General features: G+C 56.9%; 10 protein-coding genes and 1 pseudogene. All 11 read left to right on the top strand.

Going from position 1 to position 16,387, the window contains the following annotated elements; genetic code table 11:
* Positions 1 to 86 precede the first annotated feature (86 nt).
* The 11 genes and pseudogenes from D3F01_RS01615 to secG all read left to right on the top strand — a co-directional run bounded on the left by D3F01_RS01615 (position 87) and on the right by secG (position 16,334).
* Positions 87 to 2,123, top strand: a complete 2,037-nt coding sequence (locus D3F01_RS01615) for an Eco57I restriction-modification methylase domain-containing protein (protein WP_242885683.1) — start codon at positions 87 to 89, stop codon at positions 2,121 to 2,123.
* Positions 2,123 to 5,425 (top strand): DEAD/DEAH box helicase family protein, encoded by a 3,303-nt coding sequence (locus D3F01_RS01610; protein ID WP_242885682.1) that lies wholly within the window; start codon positions 2,123 to 2,125, stop codon positions 5,423 to 5,425. The genes D3F01_RS01615 and D3F01_RS01610 overlap by 1 nt, the downstream gene beginning before the upstream one ends.
* Positions 5,426 to 6,585: 1,160 nt before the next feature.
* On the top strand, positions 6,586 to 7,572 hold the full coding sequence (locus tag D3F01_RS01605; RefSeq protein WP_242885681.1) for a plasmid recombination protein: 987 nt from the start codon (positions 6,586 to 6,588) through the stop codon (positions 7,570 to 7,572).
* A 73-nt stretch (positions 7,573 to 7,645) separates the two neighbouring features.
* Positions 7,646 to 8,938, top strand: coding sequence for a virulence-associated E family protein (locus tag D3F01_RS01600; RefSeq protein ID WP_242885881.1), 1,293 nt, complete (start codon positions 7,646 to 7,648; stop codon positions 8,936 to 8,938).
* 278 nt (positions 8,939 to 9,216) lie between these two features.
* Entirely contained in the window at positions 9,217 to 9,438 is a 222-nt protein-coding gene (locus D3F01_RS01595) for an excisionase (RefSeq protein WP_227623440.1), read from the top strand.
* A gap of 106 nt (positions 9,439 to 9,544) precedes the next feature.
* Positions 9,545 to 10,699, top strand: a pseudogene (locus tag D3F01_RS01590) (site-specific integrase).
* Positions 10,700 to 11,075: 376 nt separating this feature from the next.
* Positions 11,076 to 12,023, top strand: a complete 948-nt coding sequence (locus tag D3F01_RS01585) for an AAA family ATPase (RefSeq protein ID WP_098922558.1) — start codon at positions 11,076 to 11,078, stop codon at positions 12,021 to 12,023.
* Positions 12,020 to 13,135: a DUF58 domain-containing protein gene (locus tag D3F01_RS01580; RefSeq protein ID WP_242885680.1), complete on the top strand. Its 1,116-nt coding sequence runs from the start codon at positions 12,020 to 12,022 to the stop codon at positions 13,133 to 13,135. The genes D3F01_RS01585 and D3F01_RS01580 overlap by 4 nt, the downstream gene beginning before the upstream one ends.
* Positions 13,132 to 14,340 carry a hypothetical protein gene (locus tag D3F01_RS01575; RefSeq protein ID WP_242885679.1) on the top strand — a complete coding sequence of 403 codons (1,209 nt, stop codon included), beginning with the start codon at positions 13,132 to 13,134 and terminating at the stop codon, positions 14,338 to 14,340. Before D3F01_RS01580 ends, D3F01_RS01575 begins: the two co-directional genes overlap by 4 nt.
* A 53-nt stretch (positions 14,341 to 14,393) precedes the next feature.
* Positions 14,394 to 15,986 (top strand): penicillin-binding protein 2, encoded by a 1,593-nt coding sequence (locus tag D3F01_RS01570; RefSeq protein ID WP_242885678.1) that lies wholly within the window; start codon positions 14,394 to 14,396, stop codon positions 15,984 to 15,986.
* Positions 15,987 to 16,085: 99 nt separating this feature from the next.
* Positions 16,086 to 16,334, top strand: a complete 249-nt coding sequence (gene secG, locus D3F01_RS01565; RefSeq protein WP_098922549.1) for a preprotein translocase subunit SecG — start codon at positions 16,086 to 16,088, stop codon at positions 16,332 to 16,334.
* The last annotated feature ends 53 nt before the right edge of the window (positions 16,335 to 16,387 follow it).

Raw genomic sequence — 16,387 nt, 5'->3', positions numbered from 1 at the left:
AAGTAGTTATAATGCTAGTATAGGGCGGAACTAGTACAAAAATACTACTTCCGCCGCAACGCTAAGGCAAAGCGAGGGAATCCCCGTTGGAACAACTGATCGACTTTCACGCACCGGAAGTACAGGCGGTGCTGGATACACTTCTAAAAGACCGCTCCACCGGTAAAAACATCATCTGGGCAACCGACCCGCCGGAGGAACTGCAAACAGTGATGTACGAGCCGGTGACGGATAGATCCCAGATTACCACCCAGCAGCTCGGGCTGACCCACTACGAGGTGGTGCTGCCCCGGATGATGAAGCAGACCGACACCCAGCAGCAGCGCACCCGCAAAAAGGGCGAAGTATTCTCGCCCGCATGGGTCTGCAACAAGATGAACAACGCACTGGATGCTGACTGGTTCGGTGCGCTGGGGGCAGGAGAGATCGCCGGGCAGTTCACGGTGGAACTGCCCCAAGGCTGGCAGACGGTGGAAACGCCGGTGCAGTTCCCGGCTTGCGGGGGCAAGACCCCGGCATGGGTGCAGTATGTGCAGAGCCGCCGCTTGGAGGTGACCTGCGGCGAAGCCCCTTTTCTGGCGTCCCGCTACGATGCCGCCACCGGCGAGATGATCCCGGTAGCCCGGCGCATTGGCATTCTGGACCGCAAGCTGCGTGTGGTAAGCGAGAACGCCGCCACAGAGGACGAGTGGCGCAAGTTTGCCACCCATGCGGTGCAGTCCACCTACGGCTACGAGTATCAGGGCGATAACCTTTTGCTGGCGCGGGTCAACCTGCTGCTGACCTATGCGGAGCATCTGCAAGCACGCTGGCAGCGCAAACCCACAAAAGAAGAGTTACAGCCTATCGCCACCATCATCAGCTGGAACCTGTGGCAGATGGACGGCTTGCACCTGTCTGTGCCCGGCGGCAAGCCCCAGCCGGAGGCAGAACAGCTTGACCTCTTTTCCATGTTCGGGGCGGCAGAGCTGCAGCCGCCCACGGTATCCTGTAAAGTGAAAAACTGGCGCAAGGGCAGCCATGGAACGACCCAGAACTTTGAAACCATTCAGGAAGGGAGTACCAGCATGAAGTTTGATTATGTCATCGGAAACCCGCCGTATCAGGAAATGTATAACGGAAATTCTTCAGGAGCAAATTCGGTATACGATAAATTTCTTGATGCATCACATGAAGTGGCAGATAAAGTCGAAATGATTCATCCCGCACGCTTCTTGTTTAATGCGGGGTCTACGCCTAAAGCTTGGAATGAGAAGATGTTAAATAATCCGCATTTTAAGATTTTGTCGTATGAATCTAATAGCGACGTGATTTTTCCTAATTTGTCAGCCCCTATTGAAGGAGGCGTTGCAATTTCATACTGGGATAAAAAGAAGGATTTTGGAGTAATTGGAACGTTTACACCGTTTGTGGAATTGAACTCTATTTTAGAAAAAGTCCGTGATAATGGGAAATTCTCTTCTTTTGCTGATATTGTAGTTACAAGCTTTGCATACCACTTCACACAGAAAATGCATGATGATTATCCTGATGCGGCTTCGTTGATGAGTAAGGGACACGCATACGATTTGAAGTCTAATGTGTTTGATAGACTTTCAATGATTTTTTATGATGAAAAACCAAATGATGGCCATGAATACATTCGAATTTTTGGGCGAGATGGAAGCAATCGAACGCTTAAATATATCCGAAAAGAATATGTCAATAAAGTATCAAATCTTGACAAGTACAAACTTTTAATTTCTAAAGCAGATGGCGCATCAGGGCATATCGGAAAACCAATCCCGGCAAGAATTATTGGCAAGGCAGAAATTGTTGAACCATGGGTTGGTTCAACAGAAACATTTCTTGGAATTGGAAGGTTTGAAACACGCAATGAAGCAGAAAACTGCTTGAAATACATAAAAACTAAATTTGCAAGAACAATGCTTGGTGTTTTGAAGGTGACGCAAGATATCACGCCAACAAAATGGAAATACGTTCCCCTTCAAGATTTTACCGCCCATTCCGACATTGATTGGAGCAAGTCGATTGCGGAAATTGACCGGCAGCTTTACCGCAAGTATGACCTGACCGCCGATGAAATCGAATTTATCGAGACCCATGTAAAGGAGATGGCATAATGGCTGGCATAACTCTGCGCACTGCCCGGCAGGTGGTGCCCATGATCTACGCCTATACCACCCCGGAAATTGCTCGGCACAACGGCTGGACGAAGATCGGCTACACCGAGCAATCGGTGGACAAACGCCTGAAACAGCAGACCCATACCGCCGATGTGCTGTTCCACGAGGAGTGGCGGGGCAATGCCGTCTACGATGACGGCAGCGGCGAGATGTTCACTGACCACGATTTCCACGCCTATCTCCGCAAGCTGAACGTGGAGAACGACCGCAAAAACGAGTGGTTCCATCTGGACGGGGAGCAGTCCCGGCGGTATTTTCAGGATTTCCGCATGAACCGGGGCAGGGTAAAGCTGGATGCCGCCATCCCCTATACCTTGCGGAAGGAGCAGGCAGAGGCCGTGACGCAGACCAAAGCCTATTGTCAGAGCCACCCCGGCGGGGAGTTTTTGTGGAACGCCAAGCCCCGCTTTGGCAAGACCCTTTCCGTCTACGATTTCTGCAAGCAGGTGGATGCACAGACGGTGCTCATCGTCACCAACCGCCCTGCCATCGCCAACAGCTGGTACAGCGACTATGTGCGCTTTCTGGGCAGGGAGTCCGGCTATCTCTTCGTCAGCCATGTGGATGCCCTTGCCGGGCAGCCCCATGTGCTGGACGAGCAAGGCTATCTGGATGCCGCCGCACAGGGCGAGGAGCTGTATAAGCGCATTGAGTTCGTCAGCTTGCAGGATATGAAAGGCTCCAAGTATTTCGGCGGCGAGTACGACAAGCTGCGCCACCTGACCGAGCTGAACTGGGATGTGCTGGTCATCGACGAAGCCCACGAGGGCGTGGACACCTACAAGACCGACCTTGCCTTTGACCGTATCCGCCGCAAGTTCACGCTGCACCTGTCCGGCACGCCCTTCAAGGCGCTGGCGAACGATAAGTTTGCCGGGGATGCCATCTTCAACTGGACCTACGCCGACGAGCAGGCCGCCAAGCGGAACTGGCAGGGCGCACCGGGGCAGCAGAACCCCTACGCAAACCTCCCCATGCTCAACCTCTACACCTACCAGATGTCCGAGATCATCCGGGACGAGATCCGGCAGGGCGTGGAGATCGACGGCGAAACGCAGGAATTTGCCTTTGACCTGAACGAGTTCTTCAAGGTGAAGCCCAGCGGCAGCTTTGAGCACGACGCCGAGGTAGACCGCTTTCTGGATGCCATGACCACCCAGAACAAGTTTCCGTTTTCCACCCCGGAGTTGCGGGCCGAGCTGAAGCACACCTTCTGGCTGCTGAACCGGGTGGACAGTGCCAGAGCGCTGGCAAAAAAGCTGCAGGCGCACCCGGTGTTCCGGGACTATGAGGTGATCCTTGCCGCCGGTGACGGCAAGCTGGACGACACGGACGAGAACCAGAAGAGCTTTGACCGGGTAAAAGCCGCCATCGCCCACCACGAAAAGACCATCACCCTGTCTGTGGGGCAGCTCACCACCGGTGTCACCATCCCGGAATGGTCGGCGGTGCTGATGCTCTCCAACCTGAAAAGCCCGGCGCTGTATATGCAGGCGGCGTTCCGTGCCCAGAACCCCTGCCTTTTCCACGAAAACGGCACCTTCCGCCGCAAAGAGAACGCCTATGTGTTCGATTTTGACCCCGCCCGCACTCTGCTGATCTACGAGCAGTTCGCCAACGACCTTTCTCAGAACACCGCCAGCGGCAAGGGCGACACCGAGGAGCGCAAGGCGCACATCCAGAATCTGCTCAACTTCTTCCCGGTCATCGGCGAGGACGAGGAAGGGGAGATGATCCCGCTGGATGCGGAAAAAGTCCTCAGCATCCCCCGCAAGATTAAGTCGAAAGAAGTGGTGCGGATGGGCTTCCAGAGCAATTTCCTGTTCCAGAACATTTCCAACGTGTTCAGTGCGCCGCAGGAGGTGCTGGATATTCTGCAAAACTTCCAGCCCATCAGCGAAGCCAAGGCAAAGCCCATCCAGATCACCCCGGACACCGGCGCAGACCTCTCCCTGAACGACAAGGGCGAGGTGAATCTGGACGAGGGCTACGTCATCGGCAAGGCAGCGGATGTGTTCGGGGAAAAAATTTATGAGAGCACCCCGGCATTGGACACCGCCTTGCAGACCCTCACCGATGCCCCGGCAAAGGAGGAACATCTGGAACCCCTGAAAAAGAGCATCACCAAGGAGATCATCACCCCTATGGTGGAGCAGGCAAAGCAGGAGTATGGGCGGGACCTGAAGCTGTCCGACCAAAAGCGGTTCGAGAGCGCCGCCAAGGCAAAAATGGACGTGGCGGTGAACAAGGTGGTGGACAACTACCGCATCGACCAGAGCCAGTTGGAGGAAAAGCGCACCCAAAAGTTACAGAGCTGCACCACTGCCCAGCAGCGCCAGCAGGTCAACCGGGAGTTTGACGCAAAGCAGCAGCAGAGCACCGCCGCCCTGATGGAAAACCTGCAATCCACCATCCAGCAGACGGCGCAGGAAATGCAGCAGACCATCGTGCGCACCGTGGAGACCAACCAGAAGGAGCAGGAGAAAAAGGGCTACGAGGACACCGTCCGTGACCATCTGCGGGGCTTCTCCCGCACCATCCCGTCCTTCCTCATGGCCTACGGCGACGAGACCGTGACGCTGGCGAACTTTGACCAGATCATCCCGGACAAGGTCTTTCAGGAGGTCACCAGCATCACGCTGGAACAGTTCCGCTTTTTGCGGGACGGCGGTCCCTACCTCAACCAAGCCACCGGACAGGAGGAGCACTTTGCAGGCCACCTGTTCGACCCGGTGGTGTTTGACGATTCGGTGAAGGAGTTCCTGAACCTGAAGGTCAAGCTGGCAGATTACTTTGATGAGAGCCGCACCGAGGATATCTTTGATTACATCCCACCCCAGAAAACCAACCAGATCTTTACCCCCAAATGGGTGGTGAAAAAGATGGTGGACCTGCTGGAACAGGAAAACCCCGGCTGCTTCGATGATCCCGGCAAGACCTTCCTGGACCCCTACATGAAGTCCGGCCTGTACATTACGGAAATCGTCAAGCGGCTCTACCGCAGCGAGAAGATGCGGCAAGCCTTCCCGGACGATAACGCCCGGCTGGAACATATCTTTGCCAAGCAGGTCTATGGGCTTGCCCCGACAGAGATCATCTACCGCATTGCCATCAGCTATATTCTGGGCTTTGCAAAGGGTCACGGCATCACTGCCCACCATATCCGTCAGGCGGATACGCTGGAATTTGCCAAGGCGGGCACCATGGAAAGGGAACTGGATAAGATTTTCAGAGACTGACAAATAGAATACAGCATAAAACCAAAGGCGGCTGTCTGCATGGGTGCAGACGGCCGCCTTTTTTGTGCTATACGATTACGAAAACGGACGAATTTGTCAGTTCTCGTTACATCGGAGCCGGACGAGCTGTCCATTCCAGGACAGCTTGCCCGGAGCAAGAGTGCAGAGGTGCGGGTCGCCAGTGGCGACCTCAAAAGGCCGCAGGTATTTTGAAGCACCGACCGAGCCGACAGGCGAGACCGCAGCCCTTTGAAGGGAGTCAAGGGGGAACGCCTTGCCCAGTGATATGATGCTGTGCGTCATATCCTACTGGGTATTATCTGGCGCAAAACGGCGGCAGATCCAGCAGCTCCGCTGCTGCGTTCTCCCACGCCAAGCTGTTGAAATGAAAGAAGTTCCTGCTAAACCTTATACCAAAATCAGGAAAAAGTAATCAAAACGGGTTCACCTAGGGGCCAATAATAGGCCTGCGAAGCCCACGACTTTAGTGATTTCAGGTGCTATGATAATTGCAGAGATACAGCATCTTAATGATTTTCCGCAAAGAAAGAATAGCGATGCAACAAGAAATGGGAACGATGCTTCCTACTTTCACTGAAAATTAGGAACTCACAGTTCCTGTTCGACTATGAGTTTCTCCGTTATACTTTTCTTGCAGAGCAGAAGCAAACTCTTCTAAGCAGAAAGCGACAAACGCCATGATCTCCCACTGAGGGAAGGAGCGGTAGGCCACTTTCTTTGCAGTATAACAAACACATAAATCCTTTTCCGAAAGGATTACCTCTCGATTTCGAGAGAAGATTTCAAGACACAGTCTTGAAATGCGAGACCCGTTGCTTAGAAGAATTGTATCACTCCTGTGATTTGATCGCACGAGTGGCCGTACACAAAAAATACAGGAAAAGAGGGATGTCTATCTGAAATTAACACGACACAACGGACGAGCCGGAGCACACGGCACTTACAACCCCAAGCACAACGACCGCAGTTTCAACCTTGCCAACAGTGAGCACATCGACCCGGAACGAGCCAAGGGCAACATCTACTGGGACTGCTTCCACGGTTTCCGTTCGGCTCTCGCTCCACAAGACCCGGACGATCTGGCGGCGACCTTCTCGGATGTAGAACGGCAATTCTACGAGACCCACTACACGGCTTTTGTGGAAAGCCAGAACGAGCGCAATGCCAAGATCCGGCACACAGAGCGCAACCGCTCCATTCCCGACCTGCTGTCCAGCCGCAAGACCTGCCCGGAGGAGACCATCTACCAACTTGGAACGCTGGATGAACACGCTTCCGCAGAGGACTTGCTGAACATCGTCACGGAGTTCATTAACGAGTTCAAGGCCAAGTTTGGCGAACACGTTCATGTGCTGGACTGGGCACTGCATCTGGACGAAAGCACACCCCACATCCACGAGCGCCATGTGTTCGACTGCAAGAACAAGTACGGCGATGTAGCTCCCCAGCAGGAAAAGGCACTGGAAGCACTGGGCTTCGACCTGCCCGACCCGGACAAGCCCCTCAGCCGCCGCAACAACCGCAAGATCACCTTTGATGCCGCCTGTCGAAAGATGCTGTTCGAGATTGCCAAACGTCATGGGCTGGATTTGGAGGAAGAAGCGGAGTACGGCAACCGCAAATATCTGGAAAAGCAGGACTTCATCCTTGCCAAGCAGAAGGAACAGCTTGCCGTCCAGCAGAACAGGCTGGACGAATTGACCCTCAAGGTCAACGACATGGAAACACTGATCGATGAAGTTTCGGCTGCGGCCTACGACAAGGCAGTGGAGGTCGTGACGGATGTGGTGCGCACTGAAACCCGCAAGGAAGATATGCGGATGATCGAGGACACGAAGAAGTGGGTGCTGTCCCCGGAGCGCAAGGCTCCGCAGGCCACGAGGGAATATGCCGCCCACCGTTTGGACACCGTGCTGGACAAGTTCCTCAAGACCATGCAGACCACCGCTGCCCGCTTGCAGGAGAAACTCCTGAAGCCGGAGGCTCGGCAGAAAGGCAAGGAACAGGTCAAGGAGAAAGCACGGGATTCCGTTCTGCAACTGTTGAGCCGTTTGCAGGCAGAACAGGCGCAGCGGAATCCATCTGTACTTTCAACTGCGGAAAAGTCAGAAAATCGTTTTCAATAGTACGAGGTGATGATTATTGAGCAAAGAAGTCAACGAAGAACGCACTCCCCGAACCGTTGCCGAAGTAAAGGAGATGCTGACCAAGCACTCCAACGGAGAGATACAGCGGACGATTCAGAACTGCATTACAATTTTGCAGAACGACCATGTGCTTGCCGATGCCATCCGGCTGAACCTGTTGAGCGAGCGCATTGACATTGTAAAGCCCGTGGGCTGGCCCCGCTCCGGCAAGACACTGAACGACACCGATATGAAGTATATCCTGCGGCGAATGGAGAAGTACGGCATTTTCAGCGAAAAGAAGATTGAATCCGCCATCCGCATCATTGCCAACGAGAACCGCTACCACCCCATCCGGGATTACCTGAATGGCCTAAAGTGGGACGGTACGGAACGGATAGCCCACGTCCTGCACCATTTCCTCGGTGCTGCGGAGGACGAGTACACTTGCGAAGCTATGAAAATTTTCCTGCTGGGAGCCATCAAGCGGGTGTTCCAGCCGGGATGTAAATTTGAAACCATGCTCTGTCTGGTGGGCGGGCAAGGTGCAGGAAAGTCCACCTTCTTCCGGCTGCTGGCAGTCAAGGACGAGTGGTTCTCGGATGACCTGCGGCGGCTGGACGATGACAATGTGTACCGCAAGCTGCAGGGCCACTGGATCATTGAAATGTCGGAGATGATCGCCACCGCCAATGCCAAGAGCATCGAGGAGATCAAGAGTTTTCTCAGCAAACAGAAGGAGACCTATAAAGTCCCCTACGAGACCCATCCTGCCGACCGTCTGCGCCAGTGTGTCTTTGCTGGCACGACCAACCGGCAGGATTTTTTGCCCCGTGACCGCACGGGTAATCGCCGCTTTATCCCCGTTCCGGTGGATGCGGAACTGGCCGAAGTCCACATTCTAGACGATGAAGCCGAATCCCGTGCCTATATCGACCAGCTTTGGGCAGAAGCCATGACCATCTACAACAGCGGCAACTACAAGTTGGCATTCAGCCCTGCCATGCAGGAAACGCTGCAAGCCCACCAGCAGGACTTCATGCAGGAGGATGCGCAGGCTGGCATGATCTACGCCTTTCTGGAGGACTACGCAGGTGACCGGGTGTGTTCCAAGCAGCTCTATGCAGAAGCACTGGGCAACACCAATATCCCGGCAGAGTGGGAGACCCGTGCTATCTGCGAGATCATGAACACAGGAATTTCGCGCGGCGACATTCAAGGCTGGCAGGCTCACAAAACCGCCAAGCGTTACCCGAAGTACGGTGTTCAGAAAGGCTGGGAGCGCGTAACCAGCCCCGAAACCGGGGCTGAAGATTTCTCCGAAATGACGGATGCGGAAGCCCAGCAACTGGGATTTCCCTTCTGATGGACAGCGGTTACACGGTCAGTTACAGGTTTGGTTACGCTGCAGTTACAGCGAAAAAACCGCATGATTGCTGCGTTTTCCGCTTTCTGTAACCATGTAACCTTAAAAAGATAAGAAAAAGTATAAAGTCCACCGAATGTCCTGCGTACAGAAAAAGAAAGTTTTCCTGCCCGGTTACAGGCGTTCGGTTACAAGGATATGGAGGTCTGCCTATGAAGGAAGTTCGCGTTTGCGAAGCAATGAAGTCCCCGGTGGGGACTTTAAGCGATGGAACGGTCTTGCATCAGCAAGATGGAGGGACCAAGTCCCGACAAGTTCCGATTTGGGAAAAGAGCAATTTAACGCTGGAGGAAGCTGCAGCATACTCCGGCATTGGCATCAATAAACTGCGCGAGATTACCAACGAGGATAAGTGCAAATTTGTCCTTTGGGTGGGCAACAAGCGTTTGATCAAGCGCCGTCTGTTTGATTGCTTTATCGAGCAGGCGTATTCTATTTGAGAATGATGCAACGTCTTTTCTATTCGATATCGGTGGAAATCGCATGGTTGGTATGGTATACTAAAATCAACCCCTATATGCGCTTTTCACAGAAAGGAGTTTCTAAATGTCTGAAAAGCGCAAAGATAGCAAGGGCCGTGTTTTGAAGGATGGCGAAAGCCAAAGAGCAAACGGCACCTACGACTATCGTTATACCGATATCCACAAGAAACGGCGTTGTATTTACGCTAAATCCCTGACAGAGCTGCGGAAAAAAGAGGAAGAACTGTGGCGCGATCTGGCAGACGGCATCGACTACGTCGCCGGGGAGATGACGGTGGCTGATCTGGTTGACCGCTATATGAACCTGAAACGTGGGTTGAAACCCAATTCACTTCGGTCGTACAACACAGCGGTCAAGCGGATTCATGCTGACCCTTTCGGGCAAAAAGCCATCAAAACGGTAAAATTGTCCGATGCGAAAGGCTGGTTCGTGTTTCTGCATGACAGCGGTTTCAAGCAAAACACCATAGGAATCCTGCAAAGCGTTGTCAGACCGGCGTTTGAGATGGCGGTAGAGGATGACATCATCCGCAAGAATCCATTCAAGTTCAAGCTGTCGGATGTTGTGCCGAAGGACGCTTATGTGCGTGATGCACTGACCAGAGAGCAGCAGGAGAAATATCTGCAATTCGTTCAGGACTATGGCGGCAACTATTATGATGATATCGTCATTCTTATGGGAACCGGCTTGCGTGTGAGTGAGTTGTATGGCCTGACACGAGCAGATATCGACTTTGAACGGCACTGTATCCATGTCCGGCGGCAGCTTTGCCGGACGGCTGAAAAGCCCTACTTTGTCACACCGCCGAAAACAAAAAGCGGTATCCGCAATGTTCCCATGACAGATACTGTTTGTGCAGCGTTGCGGCGTGTAGTAAAAGCCAGAGCGTCCACGAAAGTGGAAGCGCTGGTGGATGGTTGTAGCTGATTCCTCTTTCTGGACAAGTCCGGAATGCCGAAGGTGGCAATGCACTTGGAAAACTATATGCGTGGCGTGCAGGGAAAGTTTGAGAAGGCGTACAGCAAACCTGTTCCGCGCATTACACCTCACGTGCTGCGACACACCTTCTGCACCAATGTCCAGCAGGCCGGGTTAGATGTGAAGAGCCTGCAATACCTGATGGGGCACTCCAATGCCAGTGTGACGCTGGATGTCTACACGCACAGCAGTTTTGAATCGGTTGAAAGAGCCTTTGAACAGATCGCCGGCAACCTGTGATTTTCGGCGCATGAAGCGGAATTGCTTACGCCGAAACTTACGCCAAAACTTACGCCAAAACTTACGCCAATCACCCGGTAAATGGCGTAGATTTATGTAGAAAAGCGTGGATTGTGCAAAAACGGAGAATCTGGAAAAATCGGCTTGTGGCCTTGATAATTCTACAAAAGTCTACGTTTCCCGATATTCGTGATTCGGCTCCAAAAGTGTGGTTTGGAAGGGCGGCATGTACTAAGCCGCACCGGCTCCCCATACCAATTCAATACGCCGCAGAAGGCAGAACTTCCCACCCGGGAGGCTCTGCCTTCTTTTTTGTTGACACCCTTTCCAAACAAGAGTACACTTAGAAAAATTGTTTTTGGGAAAGGAAACACCAATGAACACTGCCGCTTTTACCGCCTACCGCGAAAAAGTTGTGTCCAACTGTGCCCGTGTCATTGTGGGCAAGGAGGATGCTACCGAGAAAATTCTGGTCAGCTTCCTCTGCGGAGGCCATGTATTGCTGGAGGATAAGCCCGGCACCGGCAAAACCATGCTCCTGCGTGCATTTGCGCGCACGGTGGGCGGGGGCTTCAAACGGGTGCAGTTCACGCCCGACCTGCTGCCCTCCGATCTGACCGGCATCAATTTCTACAACCAGAAGTCCGGTGAGTTCGAGTTCCGGCCCGGCCCGCTCTTCACCAACTTTGTGCTGGCGGACGAGATCAACCGCGCCACGCCCCGTACCCAGTCGGCCCTGCTGGAAGCCATGGAGGAAAGGCAGATTACCGTGGACGGCGTGACCAGCCGCCTGGCTGAGCCCTTTATGGTGCTGGCCACCCAGAATCCGCTGGAATCCTTTGGCACCTTCCCGTTGCCAGATGCCCAGATGGACCGTTTTTTCATGCGCCTGTCGCTGGGCTATATGACCCGGGAGCAGGAGCTGGAGGTGCTCTCCCGCCCCTCGGCCCAGACCGTGCTGAACGAGCTGCAGGCCGTCGTTACTCCCGAGGAGACCGCATACGTCCGCACGGCTTACCGGGAGGTCAAGGTCTCCGAGGAGGTCAAGCACTACCTTATGGACATCGTGGAAGCCACCCGCACACAGAGCGGCTTTGTCAGCGGCGTATCTACCCGCGGTGCGCTGGCGCTCTATCAGGCTGCGCAGGCGTATGCCTCCTTGCAGGGCAGGGAATACGTCATCCCCGAGGACATCAAAGGGCTGGCCCCGGCGGTGCTTTCTCACCGCATTTCTTTGGGCAGCAGCATGAACGCCGAAGCCGCCGCTCTGCGGATGCGCAAGCTGTTGGCCGAGATCACTGTGCCGCTGGAGAGTGCGGAATGAGCGCCGTCATCTTCGCGCTGCTATTGGTGGCCACAGCCCTTGGGCTGGAGCGTTACAGCACAGTCCACAGCCTTGACGATGTGCAGGGGCGGCTGGAAGTGGAGGATCATCTTGTGGAAGCCGGGGAACCCGCCGTGATCCACCTTGTTGTCCGGAACAGCGGCCCCCGTTGGAAGATGTTCCTGGCGGCAAAGCTCCACCTGAACAAGGAGTTTCTTCCCTGCGCGGAGCACCACATTACGCAGGATCAGACAGGTTTGGGTCACACGGTGCGGTTCACCACCTGGCTGCGCCCGGGGCAGGAGGCGGATTTCTCCACCGCCCTCAGGCTGGAACGCCGGGGCCGCTATGTGCTGGAACCGATGCAGGTCATCGGCGGCGACTTTCTGGGTCTTGTGGAACAGTCCCGCACCGAGCGGGGCTTCCACGAGCTTATTGTTCCACCCAGGGAGTGCGCTCTGCCGGAACTGGAAGAGATGCTGGGCGGTTTTCTGGGCGAGCTTTCGGTGAACCGCTATCTCTACGAGGATCCTATTCTCACGGCGGGTTACCGCCCCTACACCAGCGGTGACCCCATGCGCTCCATCGCCTGGAAGCAGAGCGTCCGGGGGCAGGGGCTTATGGTCAAAAAGTGGGATTACACCACTGAGCCCCGGGCAGTGGTGCTAGTCCATGCGGATACCAAGGATTACGACCACCCGGAACCGGCGGAGCTCTGCTACTCCATGGCCCGCACAATCTGCCGGAGGCTGGAAGAAAGGGCGGTGTCCTATCGCTTTGCGGCAAACGCTGCCTTTGACCTGCTGCTCAATGCGGCTCTCTCCGGTGAGGAGTGGAGAAAGCCGCTGGAAACCCCGCAGGGCTACGGCCCCGAACACTACCGCAGGGTGTTGGAAATTCTGGGCCGCGCCACCGGGCAGACCGCCCTTTCCTGCGCGCGGTTCTGCGCCGAATACTACCACCCGCAGGAGCAGGTCGGCTGCATCGTGGTGACAACGGAGCCGGAAGAAGCTGTGCGTGCTGCCGTGCAGCCCCTGCCTGGCATTCCGCTGCTGGTGCTCACTCCGGAAATGGCCGTAGAGACGGCCCAGACAGGGGAGGCGGGCGCATGATGTTCTTACATACCCTGCGCCTGGCAGGTGATCTGAGCTTTTACTATGCCTTTGCGGGCTTTTTTGCCGCCAGCTTCGGCGGGACACCCATGCCGCTGGTGCTGGTCTGGCCTGCCCTCTGCTTTGGTCTGGCCTCCTGCTTTGAGGGCAGCCGTCCCCTCCGCACCACTCTTGCGGCCCTGAGCGCGGCGGCGCTGCTCCTCCTGCCTACAGGGGCGGACAAGTTCTGCTACTTCCCGGCGGCAGTCTACCCGGTGCTGCTGGCCTACACCGGCGATTTTGCCCTTTCGCCGGTGCGGCAGGCCGAGCGCCTGCGCTGGCTCTGCCGGGTATGGCCCTTCTTTGCAGTGGCAATGCTGCTGTGGAACGCCAACGCGGTGCTTTCGGCGGCACTGCCCTTTGCAGCGGCGGCAGCGGTGCTTCTGGTGGGGTTCAACCGCACCACCCGGCAGGACCCGGAGATCTCCACCCGGCCGGGCTATCTGCTGCTTTCCGGCGGCGTGCTGGCGGCGGTGTGCGCAGGGCCGTTCCTGCTCAGCCGCAGTGTTGTGGTTGCCGGTGCAAAGGCGGCTGCGTCTGCCGTTTACTTTGGCGGGATCGTGCCGGTGCTGCAGCTGTTTTTGAACAACATTGTGGTGCAGGGTGTAACTTGGCTGTTCCACGGCATCCTGCAGTTCATCCACTGGCTCTTCACCCTCTTTCCGCCCAAACCGTTGGAGCGCACCGAGATCGTTTCTACCGATGAGGTCATCGCCAACGCCCAAAAGGCCGCCGAGGACGCAGAACCGCTCATCAACGGGATGTTGATGCTGACCGTGCTCGGTATCCTGCTGGCGGTCCTCTGTGCGGTGCTGGTGGTGCGGCATTTCCTGCGTCAGAAGTTCCGGCACACGGACACTGCCTGCACGGACACCACTGTCCGGCATAGCACCCACAAGCGTGCCCGCCGCTGGCCCAGGCTCTTCCTCAGCCCGGTGGACAAAGTGCGGCGGGAGTATGCCATCTATCTGGACCACTGCCAGCGCCACGGCGTGACCATCCTGCGGGGCGATACCAGCCTTGACCTGACCGGCCGCGCTTTCGGTATGGACTTTGCCGCCGAGGCCGAGCTGCGCCAGATCTACCTCAAAGCCCGCTACAACGGCACCGCCACGGCCGAGGATGCCGCCCGTGCCGCTGAGCTCGTCCGAAAAATCTGCTCCTGAACGTATCAATGCCCCCTTTCCTGCCCATCCTAAGCGGGAGAGGGGGCGTTTTTATGTCCGGCAAACGGGTGCTGGCCCTGTATGGGGCCTTGCTGTTCTGCTTTGCGGCGGTGGTCTGCCGCCTGTACTGGCTCTGCTCCGACACGGCCTATGGGGCCCGGGCGGCGGCGCAGAGCGTGGTCACCCTCCACCTGCCCGCCCGGCGGGGCAATTTTTATGATCACAGGGGGCAGCTCCTCACGGGGCAGACCACCCGCTGGATGGCCCTCTGCGTGCCCGGGGAGGGCAGCTATGCCCGCCTGTTCGCCTACACCGATGCCGCCGGGCAGGCGGCGCTCTACCAGAAGCGGAACGCCGCGTCCCCGTTCTTGCTGGAGGTGGACCGGGATGTTTCCGCGCTGGGCGTTTCCTGCTGGCCGGCGGCACGGCGAAGCTCTGCCGCCCCGCTGGCAGTGCAGCTGCTGGGGTATCTTGATGGCGAGGGCCACGGTGCCGCCGGGCTGGAAGCCGCCTTTGATGATCTGCTCACCGGCAGCGGGGCGGGGGATACCCTGCTCTGCACCGTTAACGCCCAGGGAAAGCTGCGGGCCGAGCCCGTCCTCACTCCCGCCGACAGCGGGGCCGTGGGGGTGCAGCTGACCCTTTCCCGGGAGATCCAGCAGACCGCCGAAGCCGTGGCCAACGAGACGATGCAGAGCGGCTGCATCCTGGTGCTGGACACCGCCAACGCCAAGGTGCGGGCCTGCGTCAGCCGCCCCGGCTATGATCCGGAAAACATTTCGGCCAGCCTGAACGCCCCGGACAGCCCCCTGCTGGAACGGGCGTTCCAGTGCTATGCCGTGGGCTCGGTGTTCAAGCCGGTGGTGGCGGCAGCGGCGCTGGAGGCAGGGGAGAGCGGCTTTGTCTACACCTGCCCCGGCTGGTGCGCGGTGGATGGCCGGATCTTCCGCTGTGCGGGCGGCATCCCCCATGGCGAGGTGGATCTGGCCGGTGCGCTGGAAAAGAGCTGCAACGGCTACTTCATCCGGCTGGGGCAGGCGCTGGGGGCCGATGCTGTCCGCGCCATGGCAGAGCAGCTGGGCTTCGGGCAGGCAATCCCGCTCACCGATGCCCTGCACACGGCGGCGGGGGTCCTGCCGGAGCGGGAGGCTCTTGCGTCCAGCGGGGCCTACGCCAATTTCTGCTTCGGGCAGGGGGAGCTGCTGGCATCCCCCCTGCAGGTCGCCGCCATGATGAACACCATTGCCTGCGGGGGGATCTGCCGCACCCCGCTGCTGCTGGAGACCACTCTGGACGAGGCCACCGGCGCGCCCCTCACGGCGCTTTCCCATGTCCGGAGCAGGCGGGTGCTTACAAAGCGCACCGCCGCCACCCTGCAGGCCCTGTTGGCGGGTGTAGTGGCCGGGGGCACCGGCCATGAGGCCGCCCTGCCCGGCCAGACCGCGGCGGGCAAGACCGGCACGGCCCAGACCGGCCAGTTTTCCGGCGGCACTGAGCTGAAAAATTACTGGTTTGCGGGCTTTGTCCCGGCAGAGCATCCCCGCTATACCATCGTGGTGCTGCAGGATACGCAGGCCGAGCCTGCCTTTTCCAGCGCGGCCATCTTTGCCCGGGTGGCGGCAGGGCTGGAAATTCTGGCCCCGTAGCCCACGGTTTTTCTTGCATTTCCCGGCCTTTTGTGCTATCATACAATTGTATTTGTATGCAGTCTCTATGAAACTAAAGATAAAAGGAGCGTTCCATCCATGTCTGTCATTGAAATCGTCGGCGGTGCCATCCTGCTGGTCGTCTCGGCCGTCATCATCATCCTCACCCTGATGCAGCACACCCACGGTCAGGGTCTGGCCGGTGCCATCAACGGTGGTGTGGGCGGTGCCAACAATGCACGCCTGACCCCTGCGGATCAGATGCTGGCCAAGGTGACCCGCATTGCAGGCATCGTGTTCTTTGTGGTGGCTATCCTGGCCTGTGTGTTCGCCAGCCGTCTGGCCTGAGCACCCGTGTACAGCCCCGTGTAAGGCGGGGCTGTTTTTCTGTCTAAACCTCT

Source organism: Faecalibacterium sp. BCRC 81149 (assembly GCF_022750605.1).
Classification (GTDB): Bacteria; Bacillota; Clostridia; order Oscillospirales; family Ruminococcaceae; genus Faecalibacterium; species Faecalibacterium duncaniae.
The sequence above is the reverse complement of the archived record's forward strand: the minus strand, read 5'-3'. Positions and strand labels throughout refer to the sequence as shown.

Bases quoted from the DNA above. Each gene is read 5' to 3' on its own strand.
- D3F01_RS01570 (WP_242885678.1), top strand. From the start codon at position 14,394: ATGTCCGGCAAACGGGTGCTGGCCCTGTATGGGGCCTTGCTGTTCTGC.
- secG (WP_098922549.1), top strand. From the start codon at position 16,086: ATGTCTGTCATTGAAATCGTCGGCGGTGCCATCCTGCTGGTCGTCTCG.
- D3F01_RS01580 (WP_242885680.1), top strand. From the start codon at position 12,020: ATGAGCGCCGTCATCTTCGCGCTGCTATTGGTGGCCACAGCCCTTGGG.
- D3F01_RS01600 (WP_242885881.1), top strand. From the start codon at position 7,646: ATGCTGACCAAGCACTCCAACGGAGAGATACAGCGGACGATTCAGAAC.
- D3F01_RS01585 (WP_098922558.1), top strand. From the start codon at position 11,076: ATGAACACTGCCGCTTTTACCGCCTACCGCGAAAAAGTTGTGTCCAAC.
- D3F01_RS01610 (WP_242885682.1), top strand. From the start codon at position 2,123: ATGGCTGGCATAACTCTGCGCACTGCCCGGCAGGTGGTGCCCATGATC.
- D3F01_RS01575 (WP_242885679.1), top strand. From the start codon at position 13,132: ATGATGTTCTTACATACCCTGCGCCTGGCAGGTGATCTGAGCTTTTAC.